At 74.5% G+C, this 22,114-nt stretch carries 15 protein-coding genes and 2 pseudogenes; 8 read left to right on the top strand and 9 right to left on the bottom strand.

Annotated elements, in window-relative coordinates; all coding sequences use genetic code 11:
- From ACEQ2X_RS17075 to ACEQ2X_RS17060, 4 genes are all read right to left on the bottom strand, one after another.
- The coding region (locus ACEQ2X_RS17075; protein ID WP_370327041.1) for an L-lactate permease at positions 1 to 1,034 on the bottom strand (1,034 nt) is incomplete at its 3' end.
- Between the two features lie 140 nt (positions 1,035 to 1,174).
- Positions 1,175 to 2,029, bottom strand: coding sequence for a hypothetical protein (locus tag ACEQ2X_RS17070; RefSeq protein WP_370327040.1), 855 nt, complete (start codon positions 2,027 to 2,029; stop codon positions 1,175 to 1,177).
- Positions 2,026 to 2,547, bottom strand: coding sequence for a hypothetical protein (locus ACEQ2X_RS17065; protein WP_370327039.1), 522 nt, complete (start codon positions 2,545 to 2,547; stop codon positions 2,026 to 2,028). Before ACEQ2X_RS17065 ends, ACEQ2X_RS17070 begins: the two co-directional genes overlap by 4 nt.
- A gap of 161 nt (positions 2,548 to 2,708) precedes the next feature.
- Positions 2,709 to 3,422, bottom strand: a complete 714-nt coding sequence (locus ACEQ2X_RS17060) for a hypothetical protein (protein ID WP_370327038.1) — start codon at positions 3,420 to 3,422, stop codon at positions 2,709 to 2,711.
- Positions 3,423 to 3,692: 270 nt separating this feature from the next.
- Between ACEQ2X_RS17060 and ACEQ2X_RS17055 the strand changes: the two genes are divergently transcribed.
- From ACEQ2X_RS17055 to ACEQ2X_RS17035, 5 genes and pseudogenes are all read left to right on the top strand, one after another.
- On the top strand, positions 3,693 to 6,689 hold the full coding sequence (locus tag ACEQ2X_RS17055) for a BTAD domain-containing putative transcriptional regulator (protein WP_370327037.1): 2,997 nt from the start codon (positions 3,693 to 3,695) through the stop codon (positions 6,687 to 6,689).
- 39 nt (positions 6,690 to 6,728) lie between these two features.
- Positions 6,729 to 7,859, top strand: a complete 1,131-nt coding sequence (locus ACEQ2X_RS17050; RefSeq protein WP_370327036.1) for a class I SAM-dependent RNA methyltransferase — start codon at positions 6,729 to 6,731, stop codon at positions 7,857 to 7,859.
- Positions 7,860 to 7,897: 38 nt separating this feature from the next.
- Positions 7,898 to 8,692, top strand: coding sequence for a peroxide stress protein YaaA (gene yaaA, locus ACEQ2X_RS17045; protein ID WP_370327035.1), 795 nt, complete (start codon positions 7,898 to 7,900; stop codon positions 8,690 to 8,692).
- 30 nt (positions 8,693 to 8,722) lie between these two features.
- Positions 8,723 to 8,863, top strand: a pseudogene (locus ACEQ2X_RS17040) (DUF2332 domain-containing protein); the annotation flags it as partial.
- Positions 8,815 to 9,522, top strand: a pseudogene (locus tag ACEQ2X_RS17035) (DUF2332 family protein); the annotation flags it as partial. The pseudogenes ACEQ2X_RS17040 and ACEQ2X_RS17035, both read left to right, overlap by 49 nt.
- Before the next feature lie 539 nt (positions 9,523 to 10,061).
- Here ACEQ2X_RS17035 and ACEQ2X_RS17030 read toward each other — a convergent pair.
- Positions 10,062 to 10,586: a transglycosylase family protein gene (locus ACEQ2X_RS17030; protein ID WP_370327034.1), complete on the bottom strand. Its 525-nt coding sequence runs from the start codon at positions 10,584 to 10,586 to the stop codon at positions 10,062 to 10,064.
- A 320-nt stretch (positions 10,587 to 10,906) separates the two neighbouring features.
- Here ACEQ2X_RS17030 and ACEQ2X_RS17025 point away from each other — a divergent pair, with 320 nt between their 5' ends.
- From ACEQ2X_RS17025 to ACEQ2X_RS17015, 3 genes are all read left to right on the top strand, one after another.
- Complete coding sequence (locus tag ACEQ2X_RS17025; RefSeq protein ID WP_370327033.1) at positions 10,907 to 13,279, top strand: putative bifunctional diguanylate cyclase/phosphodiesterase; 2,373 nt, start codon at positions 10,907 to 10,909, stop codon at positions 13,277 to 13,279.
- 121 nt (positions 13,280 to 13,400) lie between these two features.
- Entirely contained in the window at positions 13,401 to 16,613 is a 3,213-nt protein-coding gene (ileS, locus tag ACEQ2X_RS17020) for an isoleucine--tRNA ligase (protein WP_370327032.1), read from the top strand.
- A gap of 303 nt (positions 16,614 to 16,916) precedes the next feature.
- Complete coding sequence (locus ACEQ2X_RS17015) at positions 16,917 to 18,716, top strand: VanW family protein (protein ID WP_370327031.1); 1,800 nt, start codon at positions 16,917 to 16,919, stop codon at positions 18,714 to 18,716.
- A gap of 9 nt (positions 18,717 to 18,725) precedes the next feature.
- On the opposite strand, the gene ACEQ2X_RS17010 is transcribed toward ACEQ2X_RS17015, so the two are convergent.
- Genes ACEQ2X_RS17010 through ACEQ2X_RS16995 form a run of 4 tightly spaced genes read right to left on the bottom strand, consistent with a single transcriptional unit; the run spans position 18,726 to position 22,093 of the window.
- Positions 18,726 to 20,147, bottom strand: coding sequence for an aldehyde dehydrogenase (locus tag ACEQ2X_RS17010; protein WP_370327030.1), 1,422 nt, complete (start codon positions 20,145 to 20,147; stop codon positions 18,726 to 18,728).
- Between the two features lie 20 nt (positions 20,148 to 20,167).
- Positions 20,168 to 20,782, bottom strand: coding sequence for an HAD-IA family hydrolase (locus ACEQ2X_RS17005; RefSeq protein WP_370327029.1), 615 nt, complete (start codon positions 20,780 to 20,782; stop codon positions 20,168 to 20,170).
- Complete coding sequence (locus ACEQ2X_RS17000; RefSeq protein WP_370327028.1) at positions 20,775 to 21,086, bottom strand: hypothetical protein; 312 nt, start codon at positions 21,084 to 21,086, stop codon at positions 20,775 to 20,777. The genes ACEQ2X_RS17005 and ACEQ2X_RS17000 overlap by 8 nt, the downstream gene beginning before the upstream one ends.
- A complete protein-coding gene (locus ACEQ2X_RS16995) occupies positions 21,083 to 22,093 on the bottom strand; it encodes an aromatic ring-hydroxylating dioxygenase subunit alpha (protein ID WP_372530572.1) in 1,011 nt (336 codons plus the stop codon). Before ACEQ2X_RS16995 ends, ACEQ2X_RS17000 begins: the two co-directional genes overlap by 4 nt.
- Positions 22,094 to 22,114 lie beyond the last annotated feature (21 nt).

The following is a 22,114-nucleotide window of genomic DNA, read 5'->3' as shown; positions in this document are numbered from 1 at the left end:
CACCACCCGCTCCGGAGGGCGTGCTGTAGCGGCGCGACGAGCCGTGTGACCAGCACAACTCCGACCAGCACGAGGTAGGGCGCGCCGCCGAGGGCGCGGGCACGTCCCGACGTGGGGGCCGCCACGTCGTCGACGGGGCGGGCGAGGGACCCGGCCGGGGTGCCGGGGGCGGGTGCGCCCGCGGGCGCGGCGGTGGGGACGGGGACCAGGCCGCGGCGACGGCCGACGACGAGCACCGCGATCAGGAGGCCGCCGCCGACGAGGGCGCCGCCGAGGGTGGGGAGCTCGGGACCCACGGCCAGGGCCAGCCCGGCATAGGGGAGGAGGAAGCCGGCCGCGGCGACGGCGGTCAGCATCGCGACCGTGCGGCGTGGCGCGAGCCCCTCCCACCCCTCCGCGGTGGCCATGCGGGTGACGAGCCAGACGACGACCAGGAGGGGGAGCCAGCCGAGGAGGGCGTGGTAGGTCCCAGCCGCCCGGGACAGCTCGAGCCCGGACAGGCCGGTGGCGGTGATCTGGGGCAGCACCGGTGTGCCGACCGCGCCGAAGGACACCCCGACGGAGTGGCCGATCAGCGCGGCGGTGACCGCGGCGACGCGGGAGAAGCCCGCCGAGACGAGGAAGGGGGCGGCGAGTGCGACCGACGCGCCGAACCCGGCGGCGCCCTCCATGAACAGCGCGAAGGTCCAGGCCACCAGCAGGGCGGTCACCCGGGGATCGCGGGACAGCCGGGCGAGGGCGCCGCGCAGGACCTCCGTCCCGCCGGTGCGCAGTTGCAGGTTGTGGATCGCGAGGGCCGGGACGACGATCCACAGGATCACCACGGCGGTGAAGACCGCCTCGAGGAGGGCCCCGCCGACCGCGCCGGCCACCCCCACGTCGGGGAGGACGTCCGTGCCGAGCCCGAACGTGGTCACGGCCAGGACCAGGGTGATGGCCAGCCCGACCAGGCCCGCCCGTGCGGCGGTCCAGCGGACGGCGACCATCGCGACGAGCACGACGAGGATCGGCAGGGCGGCGGCGAGGACGTCCACGGGCGCCAAGGGTCGCGGGTGGCCCGGTGGGGGGCAAGCAGCCAGCGCGAACGGGGTCTGGCCGGGCAGCGAGGTAGGTCACGATCGGGGCCTGCCTCGCCTCACGGCGAAGTAGGCCCCGATCGCGCCGAACGTCGGCGTCAGGCGGCGACGAAGCTCTGGAGGATCCGGTCGAGGGCCTCCACGTCGCGCTCGCCGAGCAGCTGGACCTGGACCTCGATGAGGGGTCCGGTGCCGTCGTGGGCGCGCGCGGCGACGATGACGTAGGCGGTCTCGGTGCCGCCGCAGTTCGAGTAGGTGTCGAAGGACCCGGTGTAGAGGGGGTCGGCGTAGGGCTGTCGGGGGAGTGGGGTGCAAGACGACGTGAAGCCGCCGGCTTCGCCGTCGAGGACCTCCTCGACGCTCCGGTCGACGTCACCGGCGGTGACGGCGACGCCAGGCACGTCCCACCCGGCGGCGAACGCCGCGAGGTCGGTGCTGGCGCGGATGTCGGAGATCGTCGTGTCCTCGAAGTCGATCGGGGCGCCGTCGACGTCGGTCCACTCCGCGGGGATCTCCACGGTGATGCGGCCGGTGTCGTCGGTGACGGTCGTGTACTCGGTGTAGGGCGCACCGCCGGGGGCGGTCATCGGGACCTCGGAGGAGAAGATCGTCTGGTCCTGCGCCGGCGCCGGTGGGGCGGCCGGCTGGGTGGGCTCGGCGGTGGCGGTCACCGCCGGCTCCTCGGTCGCCGCGGGCTCCTCGGTGGGCTCCTCGTCGTCGTCCTCCGTCGCCTCGTCCTGGCTGGGCTCGGGGTCGTCGGCCGACTCGTCGTCCGAGCCCTCGTCGTCGGAGCCCTCGTCGTCGGAGCCCTCCTGCGCGGTGTCGTCACCCTCGTCGCCGGCGTCCTCACCCCCGTCGCCGCCGCCGCAGGCGGTGGCGAGCAGGGCGAGGACCACCAGCAGCAGGACGAGCCGGGCGGTGCGGCCCCGCAGGGCGTCGTGGCGGATCGTCACGAGACCACGACCTCGGCGACCATGCCCTCCGCGGCGTGCGGCGGGGCGTCGGACTCGGTGGGGCCGGTGCCGCTGAGGATGGCCTCGGGGTCGGCGCCGACGGGGAGGAAGCACACGACGGCGTAGCGGCCCGGCTCGGTGACGACGCCGTCGCCGACGAAGACCTGGCCCTCCTCACCCGGGGCGGCGACGCTGACGAGCGCCGGCTCCTCGGTGGGCTCGAACCCCTCGATCAGCTCGGTGACCGGGCGGTCCTCGTCGTCGGGGAGGCGGACGAGCACCAGCTCGTGGGCCTCGACGTCCGAGCCGTTGGTGAAGGTGACCATGGTGCCGGCCGCGATCTCCGCGGGCAGGCCCTCGAAGGCGTAGTCGACGCCGGTGACGGTGATGGACGCGGCGGACTCGGTGGCCACGCTGGCCGCGGGGGCGGTGTCGGTGGTCTCGGCGGCGTCGTCGCTGCAGGCCGTGGCGAGTACGAGCAGTGCGGCGATCGCCAGCGCGGTGATCCTGCGGTGCATGGGGTTGCTCCTGTGGGGTTGGTGGTGGTGTCGGACCGCGGGGGGTCGCCGTGACGTCCGACGGGCTGGGACGGTAGGTGGGGTCCGCGGCCACCGAGACCGCTCAGGACCCGGTGCAGCGGCCGTGCAGCGGCCGTGCAACACCGCTGCAACCAGCGGGGTCAGCCCGTGGGTGCGAAGAGCTGGTCGAGGGCCGCGAGGACGGCGCCGCCACCCCCCACGCACGCCACGGCCACCGGTGCCCCGTCGTACGTCCACACCCCGGCGGCACCGGTGCGCCCCGCCGGTCCGTGCCGGCTGACCGCACCGGTCTGGACGAGCGCACCCCACTGGGAGGTGCCGGTGATCCGGACCAGGTCGGCGGGGGTGGTCTCCCACCGCTCCACCCCGGGGTCGGCGGCCACGTCGGCGGCGAACAGCTCCACCTGGGACGCCGGACCCGTATCGCGCATCGCGAGCGGGTCGGTGACCTCGCGGCGGACCGCCTCGACGACGGTCAGCCCGCTCGACGCGTTCAGCACCCGGCCGAGGACCTCGACCACGGCCGCGCGGCGCTCCGGGGGGCCTGCGCCCAGGCGGTCGACCAGGTCCTGGACTGTGTCGGTGGCCTCGACCCCGGCGGGGAGCGAGCTGGCTGGGACGCACTCGCCCACCGTCGTGCCGGGCGACAGCAGGCCCTGGGCGATGAGGCCGTCCACGGCGGCGACGACCAGCAGCCCGACCACGTCCGCACCGACCGGCCGTGGTGTCGTCGCCGCCCGCGCCGTCACCTCCTGCCCGCCGACGGTCACTACCACCCCCGCCCCCTCCTCGGGTGGCACGGCGGCCAGCGCGGCGCGCACCGCGTCGACGAGGGGGGTGGCGAGGTCGGTCACGGCGCGGGGTCTCCTGGTGCGGGCGCCCCGGGCGGGACGCGGGTCTGGTGTGGTGGGGGCACTGTCGGGCACCGGCGTGCTGCCCGCGGCGGGTTCGGCGGCGGGCAACCCGTCTGCAACGCCGGTGCAACCACGAACGCCGACGACCGCACTGGTCGCGCGGGGGAGGGAGGCGTACAGTGGCCGGCGCGCCGCGTTCCCGCAGCGCTGCCGGCGGGTCCGTCGGCATGGGGTCGGGGTCCTCAGGGCCCGTCGTGTGGAGCAGCCCGCGTGACCGCAACTTCTGAGGTGGAGAGCCCGTCCGCGGATCTCCGGATCGGCCTCCTCGGGCCGGTCACCGCCACCCGGGGTGGCGCGCCCCTCCCCCTCGGCAGCCGCCTGCAGCGCGGGGTGCTGGCCGTCCTCGCGACGACTCCGGGCGCCGTGCTGACCTCGGCACGCCTGCACGAGGCGCTGTGGGGTGACCACCCGCCCGCAACGGCCGCGGGGACGCTGCGCGCCTACCTCTCCCGCCTCCGCACCGCGCTCGGCGCCGCTGCCCTGCCGCGGGTCGACGGCGGCTACCGGCTGGCCGTCGCACCCGACGCGGTCGACGCGACCGCGTTCGGGGACGCGGTCGGGCGCGCTCGCGAGCAGATCACGACCGACCCGGCCGGGGCCGGGGCGGTGCTCGCCGACGCGCTCGCCCTGTGGCGCGGCGACGCGCTGGCCGACCTCGCCGACCTGCCGTTCGCCGTCGCCGCCGGCGCGCGGTTGACGGCGCAACGGCGACAGGCGGAGTGCCTGCTGTGGCGGATCCGGCTGGGCCAGGGCGAGCACCACGCCGTCCTCGACGAGCTGGTCGCCGCCGCGGACCGCGCACCCGACGACGAACCCGTCGCCGCGCTGACCATGGTGGCCCTGTACCGGGCCGGCCGGCAGGCCGACGCGCTGGACCGGTTCGCGGCCGTCCGCAGCCACCTGGTCGGGGTGCTCGGCATCGACCCGGGTCCCGAGCTCCGCAGGGTGCACGAGGCCGTCCTCTCCCAGGCGCCGTGGCTGCTGACCGGGGATCCGCTGGCGGACGGCGGGCTGCCACCCGGTGCGGTGGCCACATCCGCGACGGTCGACGGTGACCTCGCCGGCGGGGACGTCACCGCCCCGCACGTGGTGCCGCCGGAGTGGGCCGCCGCCGGCGCCGTCGCCGCCCCCTCCACCGCCGCGGTGCTGCGACCCGGCGGAAACCTGCCGACGCCCCTGACCAGCTTCGTCGGCCGTGCCGCCCAGCTCGAGGTCGTCGCGCGACTGCTCGGCACCGGGCGCCTCCTCACCCTCACCGGGGTGGGCGGCGTCGGCAAGACCCGCCTGGCGATCGAGGCCGTCCGGCGGGCCGGGTCCCACGGAGACGGGCCGTGGGTGGTCGAGCTGGCCGGCCTCACCGAGGCGGCGATGGTGCCGAACGCCATCGCCCAGGCCCTCGGCGTGGCGACGACCGACGAGCCCCTGGTCGCGCTGGTCGAGGCGCTGGCCGCCCGCAGCGCGGTGCTCGTGCTCGACAACTGCGCGCACGTCGTCGACGCCGCGGCGACGGCGACGGCGCACCTGCTGCGCGCCTGCCCGCAGCTGCGCATCGTGGCGACCAGCCGGGAACCGCTCGGCGTCCCCGGCGAGCAGATCCTGGTGATCCCGTCGCTGCCGTCCGGCTCCGGGGAGGTCGCGGGCGAGGCGGAGCTGCTCTTCGCCGACCGCGCCGCCCTGGCCGACCCCTCCTTCGAGCTGGACGACCGGACGCGCCCGCTGGTGGAGTCGATCTGCCGCGCCCTCGACGGCATCCCCCTCGCCATCGAGCTGGCCGCCGGCCGCCTGTCGGCGCTGTCGCTGCAGCAGGTGGTGGACCTGCTCGACGACCGGTTCGGGCTGCTCAGCGAGGGCAGCCGCGTGGCCGTGCCGCGCCACCGGACGCTCGCGAACGCCATCGGCTGGAGCTACGCGCTGCTCGACGAGGACGAGCGCGAGGCGATGCACGCCGCGGCCATCTTCTCCGGCGGGTTCAGCCTGGAGGCGCTGGCAGCCGTCGCCGGGACGCCGCTGACCCGGTCCGCCACGGTCCTCGCGTCGCTGGTGGACAAGTCGATGGTCACCACCCTCGACGCACGTGGCGAGCGGCGCTTCCGCGTCCTCGAGACGATCCGCCAGTACTGCCGCACCCGGATCGGCGAGGACGCGTGGGCGGCCCTGGCAGACCGGCACCTCGACTGGGCGATCTCGATCGCCCGCGAGATCGCCGGGCGGTACCTTGGCGACGACGCCCCCTGGAACCTCGCCGCCCTCGAACGCGACAACCTCCGGTCGGCCCTGGCCCACGCCGAGGCGACCGGCGACGTGGCCGCATCGATCCGGATCTGCGGCGACCTGTCGTGGTCGTGGTTCCGCCTGGGCCAGGTCGCCGAGGGCAACCGGTGGCTGACCCGCGCCCTCGAGGCCGTCACCGACGACGTCGACCGCGCCGAGCTGGCGCAGGCCTACGTCGGCATGTCCCTCGGGGCGTACCTCTCCGGTGACCTGCCGACCGCGCAGGACGCGATCCGCGGAGCGGTCGCCGCAGCCGAGGCGTCCGGCGACGTGGTCCTGTGGGCCCTGGCCGACGGGTACCTGGCGTACTTCGAGGGGGCGTTCGGGCGCGTCGACGTCGCAGACCAGCTGCTGGATGCGGCCGAGGCCCGTGCGGAGCTGCCCGAGTGGGTGCTCGCCGAGCTCGAGATGGTCCGCGGGCAGGTCCGTCGCGCCCAGGGGCGGGTGGACGAGGCGCTGGCGACCCTCGAGCGGTCGCGCGAGCGGGCCGAGCGCTGGAAGCACGGCTACATCCACGGCTCCTCGGGGTGGATCATGGCCAAGACCCTGCTCGACGTCGGCCGTGCCGCCGAGGCCGGGCCGCTGCTGGCGGACACGATCCGGCGTCTGGCCACCCAGGGCGATCGCTCCTCCACCATCGCCGGCCTCCACACGATGGCCGGCATCGCCGGGCAGCTCGGCCGTCTCTACGAGGGGGCGGTGCTGCTCGGCGCGGTCGACTCCCTCGGCGCCCGGATGGGCTTCCACCCCGCCCGGATGGACCCGATCGACGGGCCGCGCCACCGCGCGCTCATCGCCGACGGGTTGCCCGCGCCGGTGCTCGACCGCGCGAAGGCGGAGGGGGCCGAGCTGAGCTACCGGGAGGCGATCGGCCTGGCGGTGACCGTCGGCGAGACCCCCGGACGGGTGGCCACCGCCGCGGCCCGCACGCGCTGAGCCGACAGGGGCGTGCGGCGCGGGGTGCATGATGGCGGCGTGGCCCGCCGCTCCGACCTGCACGCCCTCGCCGTGACCCGACCCGGCCTCGAGGCGCTGTGCGCCGACGAGCTCGCCGAGCTCGGCGGGTCGCCGGGGACCCCGGGGCCGGGCATCGTCGGGTTCACCGCCCCGCCCCGCGGGGTGTACGCGGCCGCGCGGTGGTCGCGGACGGCCACCCGGATCCTGGTCGTCGCCGACCGGTTCCGCGCGCGGACCTTCGCCCAGCTCGAGCACGGGCTCGCGGCCGTCGCGTGGGCGGCGTGGGTGCCGGTCGGCGCCACCGTCGAGGTCCGCGCCCGCAGCGAGCGCGCCCGGCTGTACCACACCGGCGCGATCGCCCAGCGGGTGGAGGCGGCGGTCGCCGACGCGGTCGGTGGAGCGGTCGGCGCGGGCGAGGGCCCCGACGAGCGGGTCGACGTGCGGATCGACGTGCGGATCGCCGACGACCTGGCCACGGTCCGCGTCGACGCGGTCGGCGAGTCCCTCGACCGGCGCGGCTGGCGGCGCGACACCGCGAAGGCGCCGCTGCCGCCGACAGTCGCCGCGGCGGCCCTCCGGACGATCGGCTGGGACGGCACCGCACCGCTGCTGGACCCGCTGTGCGGATCCGGGACCATCCCGATCGAGGCGGTCCTGATCGCGACCGGTCGCCCGCCGACGGCCGGCCGGCCCCTCGCCCTCGAGGCCTGGCCGTCGTTCGCACCGGGGACGTGGGCGTCGACCGCCGTGACCCCGGTCCCGCCGCCCCCCGACCCGGCGGGGATCTGGGCGAGCGACCGCGACGTCGGCGCGGTCGCCGCGACCGTGGAGAACGCCGGCCGCGCAGGGGTCGGCGGCGGGGTGGTCGTGGCCGAGGCGAGCCTGTCGGACTCCCCCGCGACCCTCCCCCACGGACTGCCGCACGGGTGGATCGTCACCAACCCGCCGTGGGGCCGCCGGATCGACGGGGCTGGCGACCTGCGGGACCTCTACGCCGCCCTCGGTCACCTGGCGGGCCGCCTCGGCTGGCGCCTGGCGGTCCTCACCGCGTCCGACGCGCTGGCCGGCCAGATCCGCCCGGCCCTCACCCGCCGCTGGCAGACCCGGATCGCCGGGGAGGACGTCACCCTCTGGGCCTCCCCCGGCTGACGTGCACGATGGCGCGGGCTGGGGTATGCAGTGGGGTCGTGATCACGCTGCTGTCCCCCGCGAAGTCCCTCGACTACGAATCGCCGCTGCCGACGCGGAAGCGGTCCGAGCCGCGCATGCTCGACGAGGCCGAGCGGCTGATCGCGGTGATGCGGCAGAAGACCCCGGACGAGGTGGCGGAGCTGATGGGCATCTCCGACGAGCTCGCCGCCCTGAACGTGCAGCGCTACCAGGACTTCACGACCCCGTTCACGCCGCGGAACGCCCGCCCGGCGGTCCTCGCCTTCACCGGTGACGTCTACCAGGGCATGGACCCGCGGGGCCGCTTCGACGAGCGGGACCACACCGAGGCGCAGAAGACGGTCCGGATCCTCTCCGGGCTCTACGGGGTCCTCCGCCCCCTCGACCTGATGCAGCCGTACCGGCTCGAGATGGGCACCAAGCTGCGGACCGACCGCGGGGACACCCTGTACGACTTCTGGGGGGAGCGGATCACCGACGCGCTGAACGCCGACCTGGCCGAGTCCCCCGGCCCCGACGTGGTGGTCAACCTCGCGTCCAACGAGTACTTCACCGCGGTCCGGCCCGACCGGTTGGAGGGGCGGGTCATCAGCCCGCGGTTCCTCGACCGCGGGACGGACGGCTCGTACCGGATCGTGTCGTTCTTCGCCAAGCGGGCACGTGGCGAGATGGCGGCGTGGTTGGTGGTCAACCGGGCCCGGACCATCAAGGCGATCCGCGAGTTCGACGGGGCCGGCTACCGCTACGACCGGGAGCGGTCCACCCCGGAGGAGCCGGTCTTCCTGCGCGACCGGGCACCGGCTGCCGGCTGACGGCTGACGGCTGACGGCAGCCCGCCGCCCGTGCGCTCGGCCTCCACCGACCTCGGCACCGCCGAGCGGTACGCCACGTTCGCCGACCACGAGGCGGCGGGGCGCTCGGCGGTCTACGAGGGGTGGGCCCGGGGGATCGCCCACGACGGGGCGGTCGTCGCGCTGATCGACCGCCTGCCGCCGCCCAAGCGGCAGCCGAACCTCGTCTTCGCCGCCGCACGCCACCTCGGCGCCCCGGTCGGCGCCTACGCCGACCTGCGCCCTGGCTGCTGGACCGCTGGGACGAGGTGGCGGCGGTCGCCGCCGTGCGGGCCACGCAGACCAACGAGCCGGGTCGCTGCGCGGCGCTGCTGCCGGCCCTGGCCGCCGTCGAGGGGTCGATCGCCCTGCTCGAGGTGGGTGCCGCCGCCGGCCTCTGCCTGTTCCCGGACCGCTACGGCTACCGCTACCCCCACGCAGACGGCACGACGGAGCTGGACCCGGCCGACGGGCCCAGCCCGGTCCGGCTCCCCTGCGCGATCGGCGACGTCGACGACATCCCGCAACGGGTGCCAGAGGTGGTGTGGCGCGCCGGCATCGACCTGAACCCCCTGTCCGCGGACGACCCCGACGCCGTCGCCTGGCTGACCGCGCTGGTGTGGCCCGAGCACGAGGAGCGGCGCGAGCGGTTGCGGGCAGCCCTGGCGCTCGCTGCCACCGACCCGCCGCGGGTGGTCCGCGGCGACGCCACCGAGCGGCTGGCCGAGGTGGCCGCGGAGGCGCCGGCCGACGCGTCGCTGGTGGTGTTCCACACCGCGGTGCTGGCGTACCTCGACGACGCCGGCCGCCGGGCATTCCGCGACGCGGTCACCGCGCTCGACGCGGTGTGGCTGGCCAACGAGTCGCCCTTCGATCCACCGCTCCCTCGCCACCTCCGGGATGCCGTCCACCTCCGGCCTCTCCGGCGAGGTGTTCCTCCTGGCCCGCGACGGCCGCGTGGTCGCCGAGACCGCTCCTCACGGCCAGGCCCACCGCAGCCTGCGCTGACCGGGGGTCGCACGCCTCGGTCGCGCGAGGATGGCACGCCGGTCCCCGTCGCGATCAGGCACCCACGGGTCGATGACGGGAACAGCCGCGGCGGCGTGCGGGCCGCCGTGCGCCCACGGGGCGATGACGGGGCCCACCACCAGCCGTCCACACTCGCCAGGCACCCATGGGTCGATGACGGGAACAGCCCGGCGAACGAGCCCGCCGCCATGCGCCCACGGGGCGATGAGCGGGACCCGACCTCGCCACGCCGACCTCCCTCCCCCCGGCGTCCCTCCCCGCACACGACGACGGCCACCCGCTCGGGTGGCCGTCGTGTCAGGGGTTCGTGGGGAAGCGGGGTCTACGGGGCGCTGACGTGGTGGCCGCAGTGGGGCCACGCGCCGCGACCCTGCGGGCCGTTGCCGGCGTGTCCGTGGAAGGCGACGCGCTCGGCGATGTCGATCTGCTGCTCGGGGGTGGCCTGGTAGGCGTACTGGGCGTACTCGTGGCCGCCGTAGGCGCGCCAGGTCGAGGGGGTGAACTGCAGGCCGCCGTCGAAGCCCGAGGCGCCGTCGTAGCCCCAGCGCCAGGTCGACTCGCAGTACGCGACCTCGTCCCACATGTGCCGGCGCGCGGGGTCGTAGTGGCCGGGCCACTGGACGCCGACGAACCGCCGGCCATCGGGCCCGTCGGGCAGCCGCTGGTAGGCGACGCCGTAGGCGCAGTCCGCGTCACCGCCGCGGCTGTAGTGCGTGGGGCAGTGCTCGTAGAGGCAGCCGTAGGTCTCGCAGCCGGGGCTCTCCGCCGGAGCCGAGGACGCGGACGCAGGGGACGCGGGCAGGAGCTGGACGGCGGCGGCGATGGCCAGCACGGCCGCGCCACGCACGAGGGTCGTCCACCTCATGTGCGTGCGAAAGTTCCCATGATGCTTGCGGGTGTTATCCATAGCCCGCAACACGCTATCCAGGGGACGCCGGGCGGCCGCTGACCCATCTGTACCCATCGGGCAAGGGGCCGGATGGACGGGTGGGACCCCGTAACGATCGCTGCAGGCCCAGCGCCCGCGCAGGATCTCGGGCGTCGTACCACCCTGTCCGACAGGTACGCAGTCGGTCCTGAGCAGAGCCGTCCCGACCGACCGGAACCCACGCCAGCCGGCCCCCGACGGCCCTTCAGTCCGCCGTCCGGCGTGCCGATCACCCCACCGTGGGCCCCCAACCGCGGGCGACCGACGACCCGATCGCGACCCCGCCGACCGCCGCGGCGCTCGGTCCGCTGCTGCTCGCCCTGTCGGACCCGTCCGGGCAGGGGTGGCTGTCCGCTGACGCCCTCGCCCGGGTGGCGACCGCGGTCGGCGCCGACGAGGCGGTGCTCGCCACCGCGAGCCAGTCGGTCCTCTACCCCCACGCCCCGGACGAGGCCGCTGACGACCGCGGCGATCCCCTCCCGCTCCCGGACGGCGCTCACCGCGCGCTCCTGACGGGACGGAGCACCCGGTCCGATGGGTCCGCAGGCGACGCCCGCCCGTCCGACGAGCGCGCCGCGGCCACCGCGTGGGTGCCCCTCGGGTCGGGGCAGGGACGGCGCGAGCTGCTGGTCCTCCGCCGGGCGGGACCACGGCCGTTCACCGACGACGACCTCTCGCTGCTCGACGCGCTGGCCCGCCACCTCGACATGACCCTCGAGCTGCACCAGCGCAACACCGCCCTCGAGCAGCTCGCGACCTGGGGGCACCGGCTCGTGCACCAGCGCGACCTCGACGGCGTCTTCGAGGTCGCCGCGGACCTGATCCGCGACATCACCGCCGGCGACCGGGCGGGGGTGGTGTCGATCGAGGACGGGACCGCGACGCTCCGCGCCCACCGGGACCTGCCGCCGGCCGCCGTCGCCAGCTGGCCCCGGCCGGTCGACCGGGTCAACGCCTGGCCATCCGCGCTGCGCGGCGAGCCGTACGTGGTGACCGCCGACGCGGGCGACCCCCTCGGCTCGGTCACGGCCGGCGCCAGCACCGGACCGGAGTCGCGGCTGGCCGTCCCCGTCATGCGCGACGGCGTCCCCGTCGCACTGCTGTACGCGATCCGGTCCGGGCACGCGCCCCTCACCCCTAACGCGATCGTGGTCGCCGAGGCGCTCGCCGCCCACGTCGGCGCGGCGATGCTGAACGCCGAGCTGTACGCATCGCTGGTGCAGCGCGAGCAGCAGCTCAGCTGGCGGGCGACCCACGACCCGCTGACCGAGCTCGCGAACCGGGAGCTCGCCCGGACCCGGCTGGATGCGGCGCTCACGGCGGAGGCGCCCGGCCAGGTGGGCGTCCTCTTCTGCGACCTCGACGGGTTCAAGGCGATCAACGACCGGCTCGGGCACGAGGCGGGCGACGAGGTCCTGAAGGAGGTCGCGGTCCGCCTCGCCGGCTGCGCGGGGCCCCACGACCTGCTCGCCCGGCTCGGCGGCGACGAGTTCCTCTTCGTCCTCGACGGAGTCGCCGACCTCGACGCGGTCGCCGACGTCGGCGCCCGCGCCCTGTCCCGGCTGTCCGCGCCCCTCGCCATCGGCGGCGAGCGTGCCTCGATCGGGGCGAGCTTCGGGGGCGTGGTCGGCCGCCGGGGGAGCGGCGTGACCTCGAGCGAGCTGATGCGCGACGCGGATGCGGCGATGTACGAGGCCAAGGCGCGGGGGCGCAACCGCATCGAGCTCTTCGACGCCGATGCCGCGCGCCGGGCCGTCGAGCGGCTCGAGCTGCGCTCGGACCTCCGCCACGCGGTCGACGCCCGGCAGCTGCGCCTCGAGTACCAGCCGGTCGTCCGCCTCGACGACGGGGTGGTCGTCGGCGTGGAGGCGCTGGTCCGCTGGCACCACCCGGTGCGGGGCGTGATCGGGCCGGCGGAGTTCATCCCGCTGGCCGAGGAGACCGGTGACATCGTCGACATCGGCCGGTGGGTCGCCTGGCACGCCGCCGCCCAGCTGGCCCGCTGGCGGGAGGGTGGCAACCCGCACCTGCGGGTGTCCGTGAACCTCTCGCCCCACCAGCTGCAGCGCCCCGAGCTCGCCGCGGAGCTGCGCGCGGCGGTGGACACCGCCGGGGTTCCGGCCGCCGCCCTGCTCCTCGAGATCACCGAGAGCGCCGAGCTGAGCGGCGCCGCGGCGGCGCTCGGCGAGCTGGGCGAGCTCGGCTTCCCGCTGGCCCTCGACGACTTCGGGATGTCGTACTCGAACCTCGCGAACCTGCGGGACATGCCGATCCGCTGGCTGAAGATCGACCGGACCTTCGTGGCCGGCCTCCCGACCGATCACGTGGACACGGGGATCGTGCGGGCCGTCATGGCCCTCAGCAGCACCCTCGATGTGCAGGTGGTCGCCGAGGGCGTCGAGACCGAGGCGCAGCGACGCGCCCTGCTCGAGGTGGGCTGCCGGTACGGGCAGGGCTACCTGTGGGGACGTCCAGCCTCGGCGGAGGAGATGACCGGGCGGCTCGACGAGATGCCGCGGCTACGATGGCGGCCACAGGCGTCGATCCGGCCATCACCGGGGAGCCACCGGAAGAACCCGCCGAGCGCGGCGGCAGTAGACCCGGTCGGGTAGGCCCGTCACAGCCGTCAACGAGTGGCCCGCGCGCGGGCAAGCGAGGTGGTACCGCGGGGACCCGCGCACAGCGGGTCGTCGTCCTCGGTCGACGACGACGCACCGCCCGAGGTCTCCCCCGATGAGCTCGCTCCCGCACACCGATCCCCGCCCGACCAGCCCCGCGCACCCGCGCACGGCCTATCCCCGACATGGCGGCGAGGTCGTCTCCTCCCCCCGGTTCCCCGACATCGAGTCCGCGGTGCTGGCGCACTGGGAGGCGGACGACACGTTCCGCGCGTCGGTCGAGGCGCGACCAGCGGGCACGGACGGCGACAACGAGTACGTCTTCTACGACGGCCCGCCGTTCGCCAACGGCCTGCCGCACTACGGCCACCTGCTGACCGGCTACGTCAAGGATGTCGTGCCGCGCTTCCGCACGATGCAGGGCCGTCGGGTCGAGCGGCGGTTCGGCTGGGACTGCCACGGCCTGCCGGCGGAGGTGGAGGCGGAGTCCCAGCTCGGGATCTCCCACAAGTCCGAGATCGAGGAGATGGGCGTCGAGGTGTTCAACGACGCCTGCCGCACCTCGGTGCTGCGCTACACCGCGGAGTGGGAGTCCTACGTCACCCGCCAGGCGCGCTGGGTCGACTTCGAGGGGGACTACAAGACCCTCGACACCGACTACATGGAGTCGGTCATGTGGGCCTTCAAGGCCCTGTGGGACAAGGGCCTGGTCTACGAGGGCTTCCGCGTGCTCGCGTACTGCTGGCGCTGCGAGACGCCGCTGTCCAACACCGAGACGCGGATGGACGACGTCTACCGCCAGCGCCAGGACCCGGCGGTCACCGTCGGGCTGCGGCTGGCGGACGCCGGCGACGCGCTCGACGGCGCGCTCGCGCTGATCTGGACGACGACGCCGTGGACGCTCCCGTCCAACCTGGCGGCGGCGGTCCACCCCGACCTGACCTACGTGGTCGTCGAGCCGGCCGAGGGGGACCTCGCCGGCCAGCGACTGGTCCTGGCCGACGCGGCGGTCGCCCGGTACGCAGCGGAGCTGGGTGAGTCGCCGCGCGTGGTCGCCCAGCTCACCGGCGCCGACCTGCTGGGCCGGTCCTACACGCCGCCGTTCGACTACTTCGCCGGCCGCGAGAACGCCCACGTGGTCCTGGCCGCGGACTACGTCAGCGCCGAGGACGGCACCGGCATCGTCCACATCGCGCCGGCCTTCGGCGAGGAGGACAAGGTCGTCACCGACGCCGCCGGCATCGAGCCGGTCGTCCCCGTCGACAGCCGCGGCGAGTTCACCGCCGAGGTGGGTGACTTCGCCGGCCTGCAGGTCTTCGACGCGAACACCCCCATCGTCCGGGCGCTGCGGGAGAAGGGCCTGCTGGTCCGCCACGAGAGCTACGAGCACCCCTACCCGCACTGCTGGCGGTGCGACAACCCGCTGATCTACCGGGCGGTGTCGTCCTGGTTCGTGGCGGTCTCGACGTTCCGCGACCGCATGGTCGAGCTCAACCAGGCGATCACCTGGGTGCCCGAGCACATCAAGGACGGCAGCTTCGGCCAGTGGCTCGCCGGCGCGCGGGACTGGTCGATCAGCCGCAACCGGTACTGGGGCTCGCCCATCCCGGTGTGGCAGTCCGACGACCCGACCTACCCGCGGACCGACGTGTACGGGTCCCTCGACGAGCTCGAGCGGGACTTCGGCGTCCGACCCACCGACCTGCACCGGCCCTTCATCGACGACTTGACCCGCCCGAACCCGGACGACCCGACGGGGCGGTCGACGATGCGGCGGGTGCCCGAGGTGCTCGACTGCTGGTTCGAGTCGGGGTCGATGCCCTTCGCCCAGGTCCACTACCCCTTCGAGAACGCCGAGTGGTTCGAGCACCACTTCCCCGGCGACTTCATCGTCGAGTACAACGGCCAGACCCGCGGGTGGTTCTACACCCTCCACGTGCTGGCGACCGCGCTGTTCGACCGCCCGGCGTTCGAGACCTGCCTGGCCCACGGGATCCTGCTCGGCGACGACGGCCGGAAGATGTCGAAGTCGCTCAAGAACTACCCGGACGGCCGGGAGGTGTGCGACCGCGACGGCGCCGACGCGATGCGGTGGTTCCTGATGAGCTCGCCGGTGCTGCGCGGCGGGAACCTGATCGTCACCGAGCAGGGCATCCGCGACGCGGTGCGCCAGGTGATCCTGCCGCTGTGGAACACCTGGTACTTCCTGCAGCTCTACGCCGGCGCGGCGGGGACGTCGGGGTCGTGGTCGACGGCGTCGACCGAGGTGCTGGACCGCTACCTGCTGGCCCGGGTCCGCCGGACGGTCGTCGACGTGACCGCGGCCCTCGAGACCGGTGACATCGCCGGGGCCTGCGGGGCGTTCGCCGACACCCTGGACAGCCTCACGAACTGGTACGTCCGCCGGGCCCGGGCCCGGTTCTGGGCCGCCGAGACCGCCGACGGCCCGGCCGCCGTCGACACCCGCCACCCGGCTCTCGAGGTGCTGTGCCGCGTCGCCGCGCCGCTGCTCCCCCTGGTGGCCGAGGAGATCTGGCGGGGCCTGACCGGTGGCCGGTCGGTCCACCTGGAGGACTGGCCGGACCCCGACGCGCTGCCCGCCGACGACGCGCTGGTCGAGGAGATGGAGTCGGTCCGCGCCGTCGCGTCCGCCACCCTCGGGATCCGCGAGGCCGAGCGGTTGCGGGTCCGCCTGCCCCTGTCGTCGCTGACGGTGGCGGTGGCCGAGCCGTCGTCGCTCGAGGCCTTCACGGGCCTGCTGGCCGACGAGGTCAACGTGAAGGCCGTCCGGCTGGTCTCGATCGACCAGGCCGCCGCCGAGGGGGTGCAGGTCGCCGAGCAGCTGAGCGTCAACCCGCGCGCGGCCGGGCCGCGGCTGGGCCGGGACGTCCAGGGCGTCATCGCCGCGTCGAAGTCCGGCGACTGGTCCGTGGCCGAGGACGGCACGGTCGTGTGCGGTGGGGTGGCGCTGACCGAGGGCGAGTACGACCTGGCCACCGTCGTGGAGGGATCGGGGGAGGGATCCGTCGTCGCCCCCCTGCCGGGCGCGAGCGGGTTCGTCGTGCTGGACACCACCGTGACCGCGGAGCTGGAGGCGGAGGGGTGGGCCCGCGACGCGATCCGCGCGATCGCCGATGCCCGCCGCTCAGCGGACCTGCACGTCAGCGACCGGATCGCCCTCACCCTCCGCGTCGCCCCCTCCCGCGTGCCCGCCGCCGAGGCCCACCGCGACCTGATCGCCGCCGAGACCCTCGCGATGTCGGTCGAGGTCACCCCCGACGAGGGGATGGGTGCCGACGACGTCGGGGTGGACGTGGCCGCGGTCTGACCCTCCCCCTCCCCACCCTCGAGTCTGCCTGGCGGCGGGATCGAGGGTGCGCGCGGATGGAATCGACATCGTCGGGTCTGGCCCGGTGGATGGAATCGACATCCTCACCCCGAGAGGGGTGGGAGCGGAGCGCACCTCTGTGGCTCGAGTGCACAGGAGAGGCGCTTGAGGTGGCCCGGGCGGAGCTCGCCCCCCTCGGGGTTGTCGATTCCATCCGCCGGCCCCTCCCTCCCGCTGGTGGCGGTGTCGAATCCATCCGGCGCGGGGCGTTCAGGACGTCGCCGTCGTAGCGTGGGCGATCGCATGTCGGATGACTTCCCCACCGTCAGCTACGCCTCGTCGAACGCCCGCATCTGGTGGGTCGTCGGCGTCGTGGCGGTCCTCGTGCTGGTGGCCGGCGGGATCGCGCTCCGGATCGCGTTCACCCGGCTGCCGCCGGGGACGACGGTGGCCGGCGAGGTCGTGGCCACCCCGGCGGAGGCCGTCGAGGTCGCGGAGGACATCGGTGCCCGGCTGACCGGCCTGTCCGTCGAGCTGCGCACCGCGGCCGGTGACACCACGATCCCGGCCGGCCAGCTCGGCGCGGAGCTCGAGACCGACCCGGTCCGCACCGCCGCCGAGGAGGCCCGCGGGTTCGACGGCTGGCTCGACCGGTACACCGGCGGGGGGACCGTCGAGCTGCCCGTCGAGGTCACCGTCACCGAGGTCGACCTGTCGGACGCCGTCGCCGCGGTGTCCGCCGAACCGGTGGACGGGGCGATCGACGTCACCGCCACCGGGGTGGACGTCACCGACCCCGTCCCGGGCGTCGAGGTGACCGAGGTGCAGATCCGCGAGGCCGTCACCCCCGAGCTCGAGCGGCTCGCCACCACGCCGGCGGCCGACTGGCCCTCTCCCCTGGTCGTCGAGCTCGACGGCACCGAGATCGAGCCGGTCGTCACCCAGGCCTCGGTCGACGCGGCGGTGGCCGAGATCGAGCGGATCACCTCCACGCCCATCGAGGTCACCGCGTCCGTGGTGCCCGAGGACTCCCAGACCGTCGACGGCCAGATGGTCCCCCTGCGGGAGCCCGCCACCCTGACCCTCCAGGGCGCCGACCTCCGGGGCCTGCTCGCCACCGAGGTCGACCCCGACGCGATCCAGCGCGAACGGCTGCAGATCGTCGCCGACGTCGAGGACCCCCCGTCGGCGCTCGCCGACTTCGTCGAGGCGGCGGACGTCCCGCCGGAGATGGACGTGTCCGTCGAGAACCGGTCGCCCACACCCGAGCGGGGCGGGAGCGGGGAGGGGCCGGGCGGGCCCGCCGACCAGCCGCGCCTCGCGGACGTGTCGGGCATCACCGGCGACCTGGTCGCCACCGTGAACACCCCGGGCCTCGACGCCGACCTGGCCGCGACCGCCGAGGCGGTCGTGCGCGCCGCGGTGGAGGGGGAGACCAGCGTCGCGGTGCAGGGCACGCCGATCAACAGCCCGGACCCCGCGCTGCTCGACGTCGTCGAGCCGGTCAGCACCTACACGACCTTCTACACGCCGGGTGAGGGGCGGGTCACCAACATCCACCGGATCGCAGAGATCGTGGACGGGACGCTCGTCCCGCCGGGCGGCAACCTCGATGTCAACCACGGCGTGGGCGAGCGGACCGCCGAGCGGGGCTTCGTCCCGGCCGGCGCGATCCTCGAGGGCGAGTTCGTCTCCGACGTCGGCGGGGGCGTCAGCCAGTTCGGCACCACGTTCTTCAACGCCATGTGGTTCGCCGGCGTCGACATCATCACCCACACCCCCCACAGCTACTGGTTCGACCGCTACCCGGCCGGGCGCGAGGCGACGATCGACTACCCCGGCGTGGACCTCGAGTTCAACAACAACACGCCGTACTGGATCCTGGTCGACACGGCCGTGACGGCCGACAGCGTCACGGTGACGTTCTGGTCCACGCGGTACTTCGCCGTCGAGCAGACCATCGGGCCGCGGGAGCCCGTCCAGGGCGGCGACTTCCGCATCACCATCGAGCGGGTCGCCACCGCGCCGCCGATCCCGGAGCTCGAGCTCGAGGGCTTCGTCGACGACGACCGGTTCACCCACACCTACGGCACGCCGCCGTAGGGCACGGGATCACGCCTCGATGACGACCGCCTTCGGCTCGGTGAAGAACTCGCGGCTGTAGGCGCCGCCCTCGCGGCCGATGCCGGAGTCCCCCGCCCCGCCGAACGGCGCCCGCAGGTCGCGGACGAAGAAGCAGTTGACCCACACCGTGCCGGCGCGCAGCCGCCCGGCGACGCGGTGGGCGCGGCGCAGGTCCTCGGTGAAGAGCATCGCGTTCAGCCCGTACGGCGTGTCGTTGGCGACCGCGACGCCCTCGTCCTCGTCGTCGAAGGGCTGCACCACCACCATGGGTCCGAAGATCTCCTCGCGGCACACGCGTCCGTCCGGGTCGGCGTCCACCAGCACGGTCGGGGTGACGACCCACCCCTCCCCGCGCCCGCCGGTCAGGACCTTCGCACCCTCCTCCCGGGCGAGGTCCAGGTAGGACACCACCTTGCGCCAGTGCTCCTCGGATGCGAGCGGTCCGATCTCGGTGGCCGGGTCCATCGGGTCGCCCACCACCATCGCCTCCGCCGCCTCGACGAAGCGGGCGAGGAACTCCTCGTACACCGGGCGCTGGACGTACAGCCGGCTGCCGGCCAGGCACACCTGCCCCGCGTTCGTGAACACGGCCTTGATCGACCAGTCGACCGCGGCATCGAGGTCGGCGTCGGCGAAGACGAGGTTGGCGCCCTTCCCACCCAGCTCGAACGACACCGGCGTCAGGTTGGCCATCGCGGCGCGGCCGATCGCCCGGCCGGTGCCCGACTCGCCGGTGAAGGTGATCCGGTCGATCCGCGGATCCGACGTCAGCCACTCGCCGACGTCGTCGGGGCCGAAGCCCTGGACGACGTTGAGGACGCCCGCCGGCAGGCCGGCCTCGACGGCGATCTCGGCGAACCGGGCCAACGACGCCGGCGTCTGCTCGGCCGGCTTGGCGACGACGGTGTTGCCGAAGGCCAGCGCCGGGGCGATCTTCCACGACGCGAGCATCAGCGGGAAGTTCCACGGCGAGATCGACGCGGTGACGCCGGCGGGGTCGTGGGTCGTGTAGGCGTGGTGCCCCGACGCCATCGGCAGCCGCTCGTCGGTGGCCATCGCCGCGTAGTCGCCGAAGAACCGGAGGTTCTGGGCGGTGCGGGGGACGTCCTTGCCCGTCGATGCGCTGATCGGCTTGCCCATGTCGGTGGTGTCCAGGCGGGCCAGCTCGTCGGCGTGGGCCATCACCGCGTCGGCCACGGCGTGGAGCACGTCGCGTCGCGCCTCGGGCGACATCCGCGGCCACGGCCCGTCGTCGAACGCCCGCCGTGCAGCGGTGACCGCGGCGTCGAGGTCCTCGCGCGTCGAGTGGGCGACGGTGGCCCACGGCGCGCGGGCGTGCGGGTCGATGGTCTCGAAGGTCCGCGACGCCGCACGCGGCTCGCCGTCGATGAACTGCGGGATCTGCTCCATCGGTGCTCCTCGGGGACGCGTCAGCGGAGGGTGGCGCGGAGGGCGTCGAGTGAGCCCTCCACGTCGGTCGGGTCGAACCAGACGGCCGTGATCCCGCACGCCCGCGCCCCCTCGACGTTGCGGGGCTGGTCGTCGAGGAAGACGACCTGGGCGGGATCGGCGTCGAGGACCTTCAACCCGTGGGCGAACGCCTCGGGCGACGGCTTCAGGAACCCGACGTGCGAGAGGTCGATCAGCGGGTCGAAGCGGTCGATGATGGTCATCCGCTCGATCCAGGCGCCGGAGTGGAACGCGGCCAGGTCGTTGGTCAGCACGGCGGTGCGGAGCCCGCCGCCCTGCAGCTCGTCGAGCAGCCGGGGCAGCTCGGGGCGGACGACCACCGACTCGTCGGTGTCGTACAGGTCCCGCATGAACGCGGACGTCGGGTCCTCGACGTCGGGGTGCAGCGACGCGGAGCGCCGGTGCCAGTACTCCCGCTCGGTGATCTCCCCCGCCATCGACGCCGCCCAGAGGGGATCGCCCTCGGGGTCGAACGGACCGCGCCAGTCGGTGTCGACGAGCTCGAACGGGGTCCTGATCACCACCCCGCCGAAGTCGAACAGGACGGTGTCGATCTCGGCCGGTCCTTCACCCATGGGGGGCCTCGTGGCCGATCATCCGATCGACCTTCGCGACGTCGCCCGACCAGCGGCAGGCGTCGCAGCGGACGTGGTACACGCGACGCTCGCCCTCCCAGTACTCGACGGCGATGGACCCGGGCCCGTCCAGCCCGCCGCCGCACGCCGGGCAGAACCGCGGGGCGTCCCGGGCGTGGGCGATCCGGTCGGGGTCCCACCAGTGCTCGCCGCTGAGCCGGCGGTCGGCGACCGGGGCGGGCACCTCGACGTGGTTCGACCAGGCCGGCTCGCGCCGGTGGGCCGGGACCGGGGCGGCCCTCATGCGCGGTCCCGGGCCAGCCGCTTGCGGCGGGCCACCTCGGCGGCGGAGCCCTCGATGAGCTCGTCGGCGCGGGCCATCGACCAGGAGTCGTCCCCGCGGAGCGTCGCCGCCTCGACGTACAGCTTCTTCAGCTGGTCCATCGCGGGGCTGTACCGCGAGGACCCGCCGCTGATCCAGCTGAGCGCGAACTCGGTGTAGTCGACGCCGAACTTGTCCTTCTCGCACGGCAGGCCGATGCGGTCGTGCGGCTCGCGGGTGAACCCGACCGTGGGGTCCTCGCCCGCCGCGACGCGGGCCATCTGCTCGCGGAACATCTTCCGCAGCATGATGACGCCGATGTCGGACTTGCCGAGGTGCTCACCGGTCCGGTCGTTGATGTCCCCCTGGGTGACCCACGCCATGATGTCCTGGCCCTCGATGTAGTCGACGATGTGCTCGCCGCGGTCGTCGAGCCAGGGGAACTCGTAGTCGACCGGGTAGACCTGCTCGGGGAGGTCCGTCATGCCGGGGGGCTGGTGGTTCGAGTAGAACGCGACCCAGGTGTGGGTGTCGTCGATCGGCACGCGGATCTGCATCTGCTCGATGCCCGCCCCGCCGACGCGCATGCAGTAGGGGAACACGAGCGGGTGGCCGACGGCCCAGTCGTCGTTCTCCTCGCTCATCCCCTCGAGCACGCGGCGCTTGAGGATCCCCCACTCCATCTCGTCGAAGCCGACCTTCTCGTGGCGCTTCTGGAAGCCCGGCGGCGCGAGGAACCCCTGCTGCTCGCCGAGGAACTTGAAGTAGCGGCCGTGCAGCCACTCGACGTGGTGGGGGTCGACGGAGTTCTCCATGATCTGCAGCCAGTTGCACGGCAGGACCGTGTGGCCGACGTCGGTGAAGCCGGGGTCCACGTAGACGTCGAACTTCGGCAGCTCCGGCGCCGGGCTGGGTCCGATGTAGGCCCAGACCATGCCGCCGAGGGCGTCGGCGTGGCCCGCGACGGCCTGGATAGATCGGAAGAGCACACGTCTGAACTCCAGTCACAG

It is taken from the genome of Euzebya sp., from assembly GCF_964222135.1.
Lineage (GTDB): Bacteria > Actinomycetota > Nitriliruptoria > Euzebyales > Euzebyaceae > Euzebya.
Note: the sequence above shows the minus strand (reverse complement) of the source record. Positions and strands in the feature narration are given on the sequence as shown.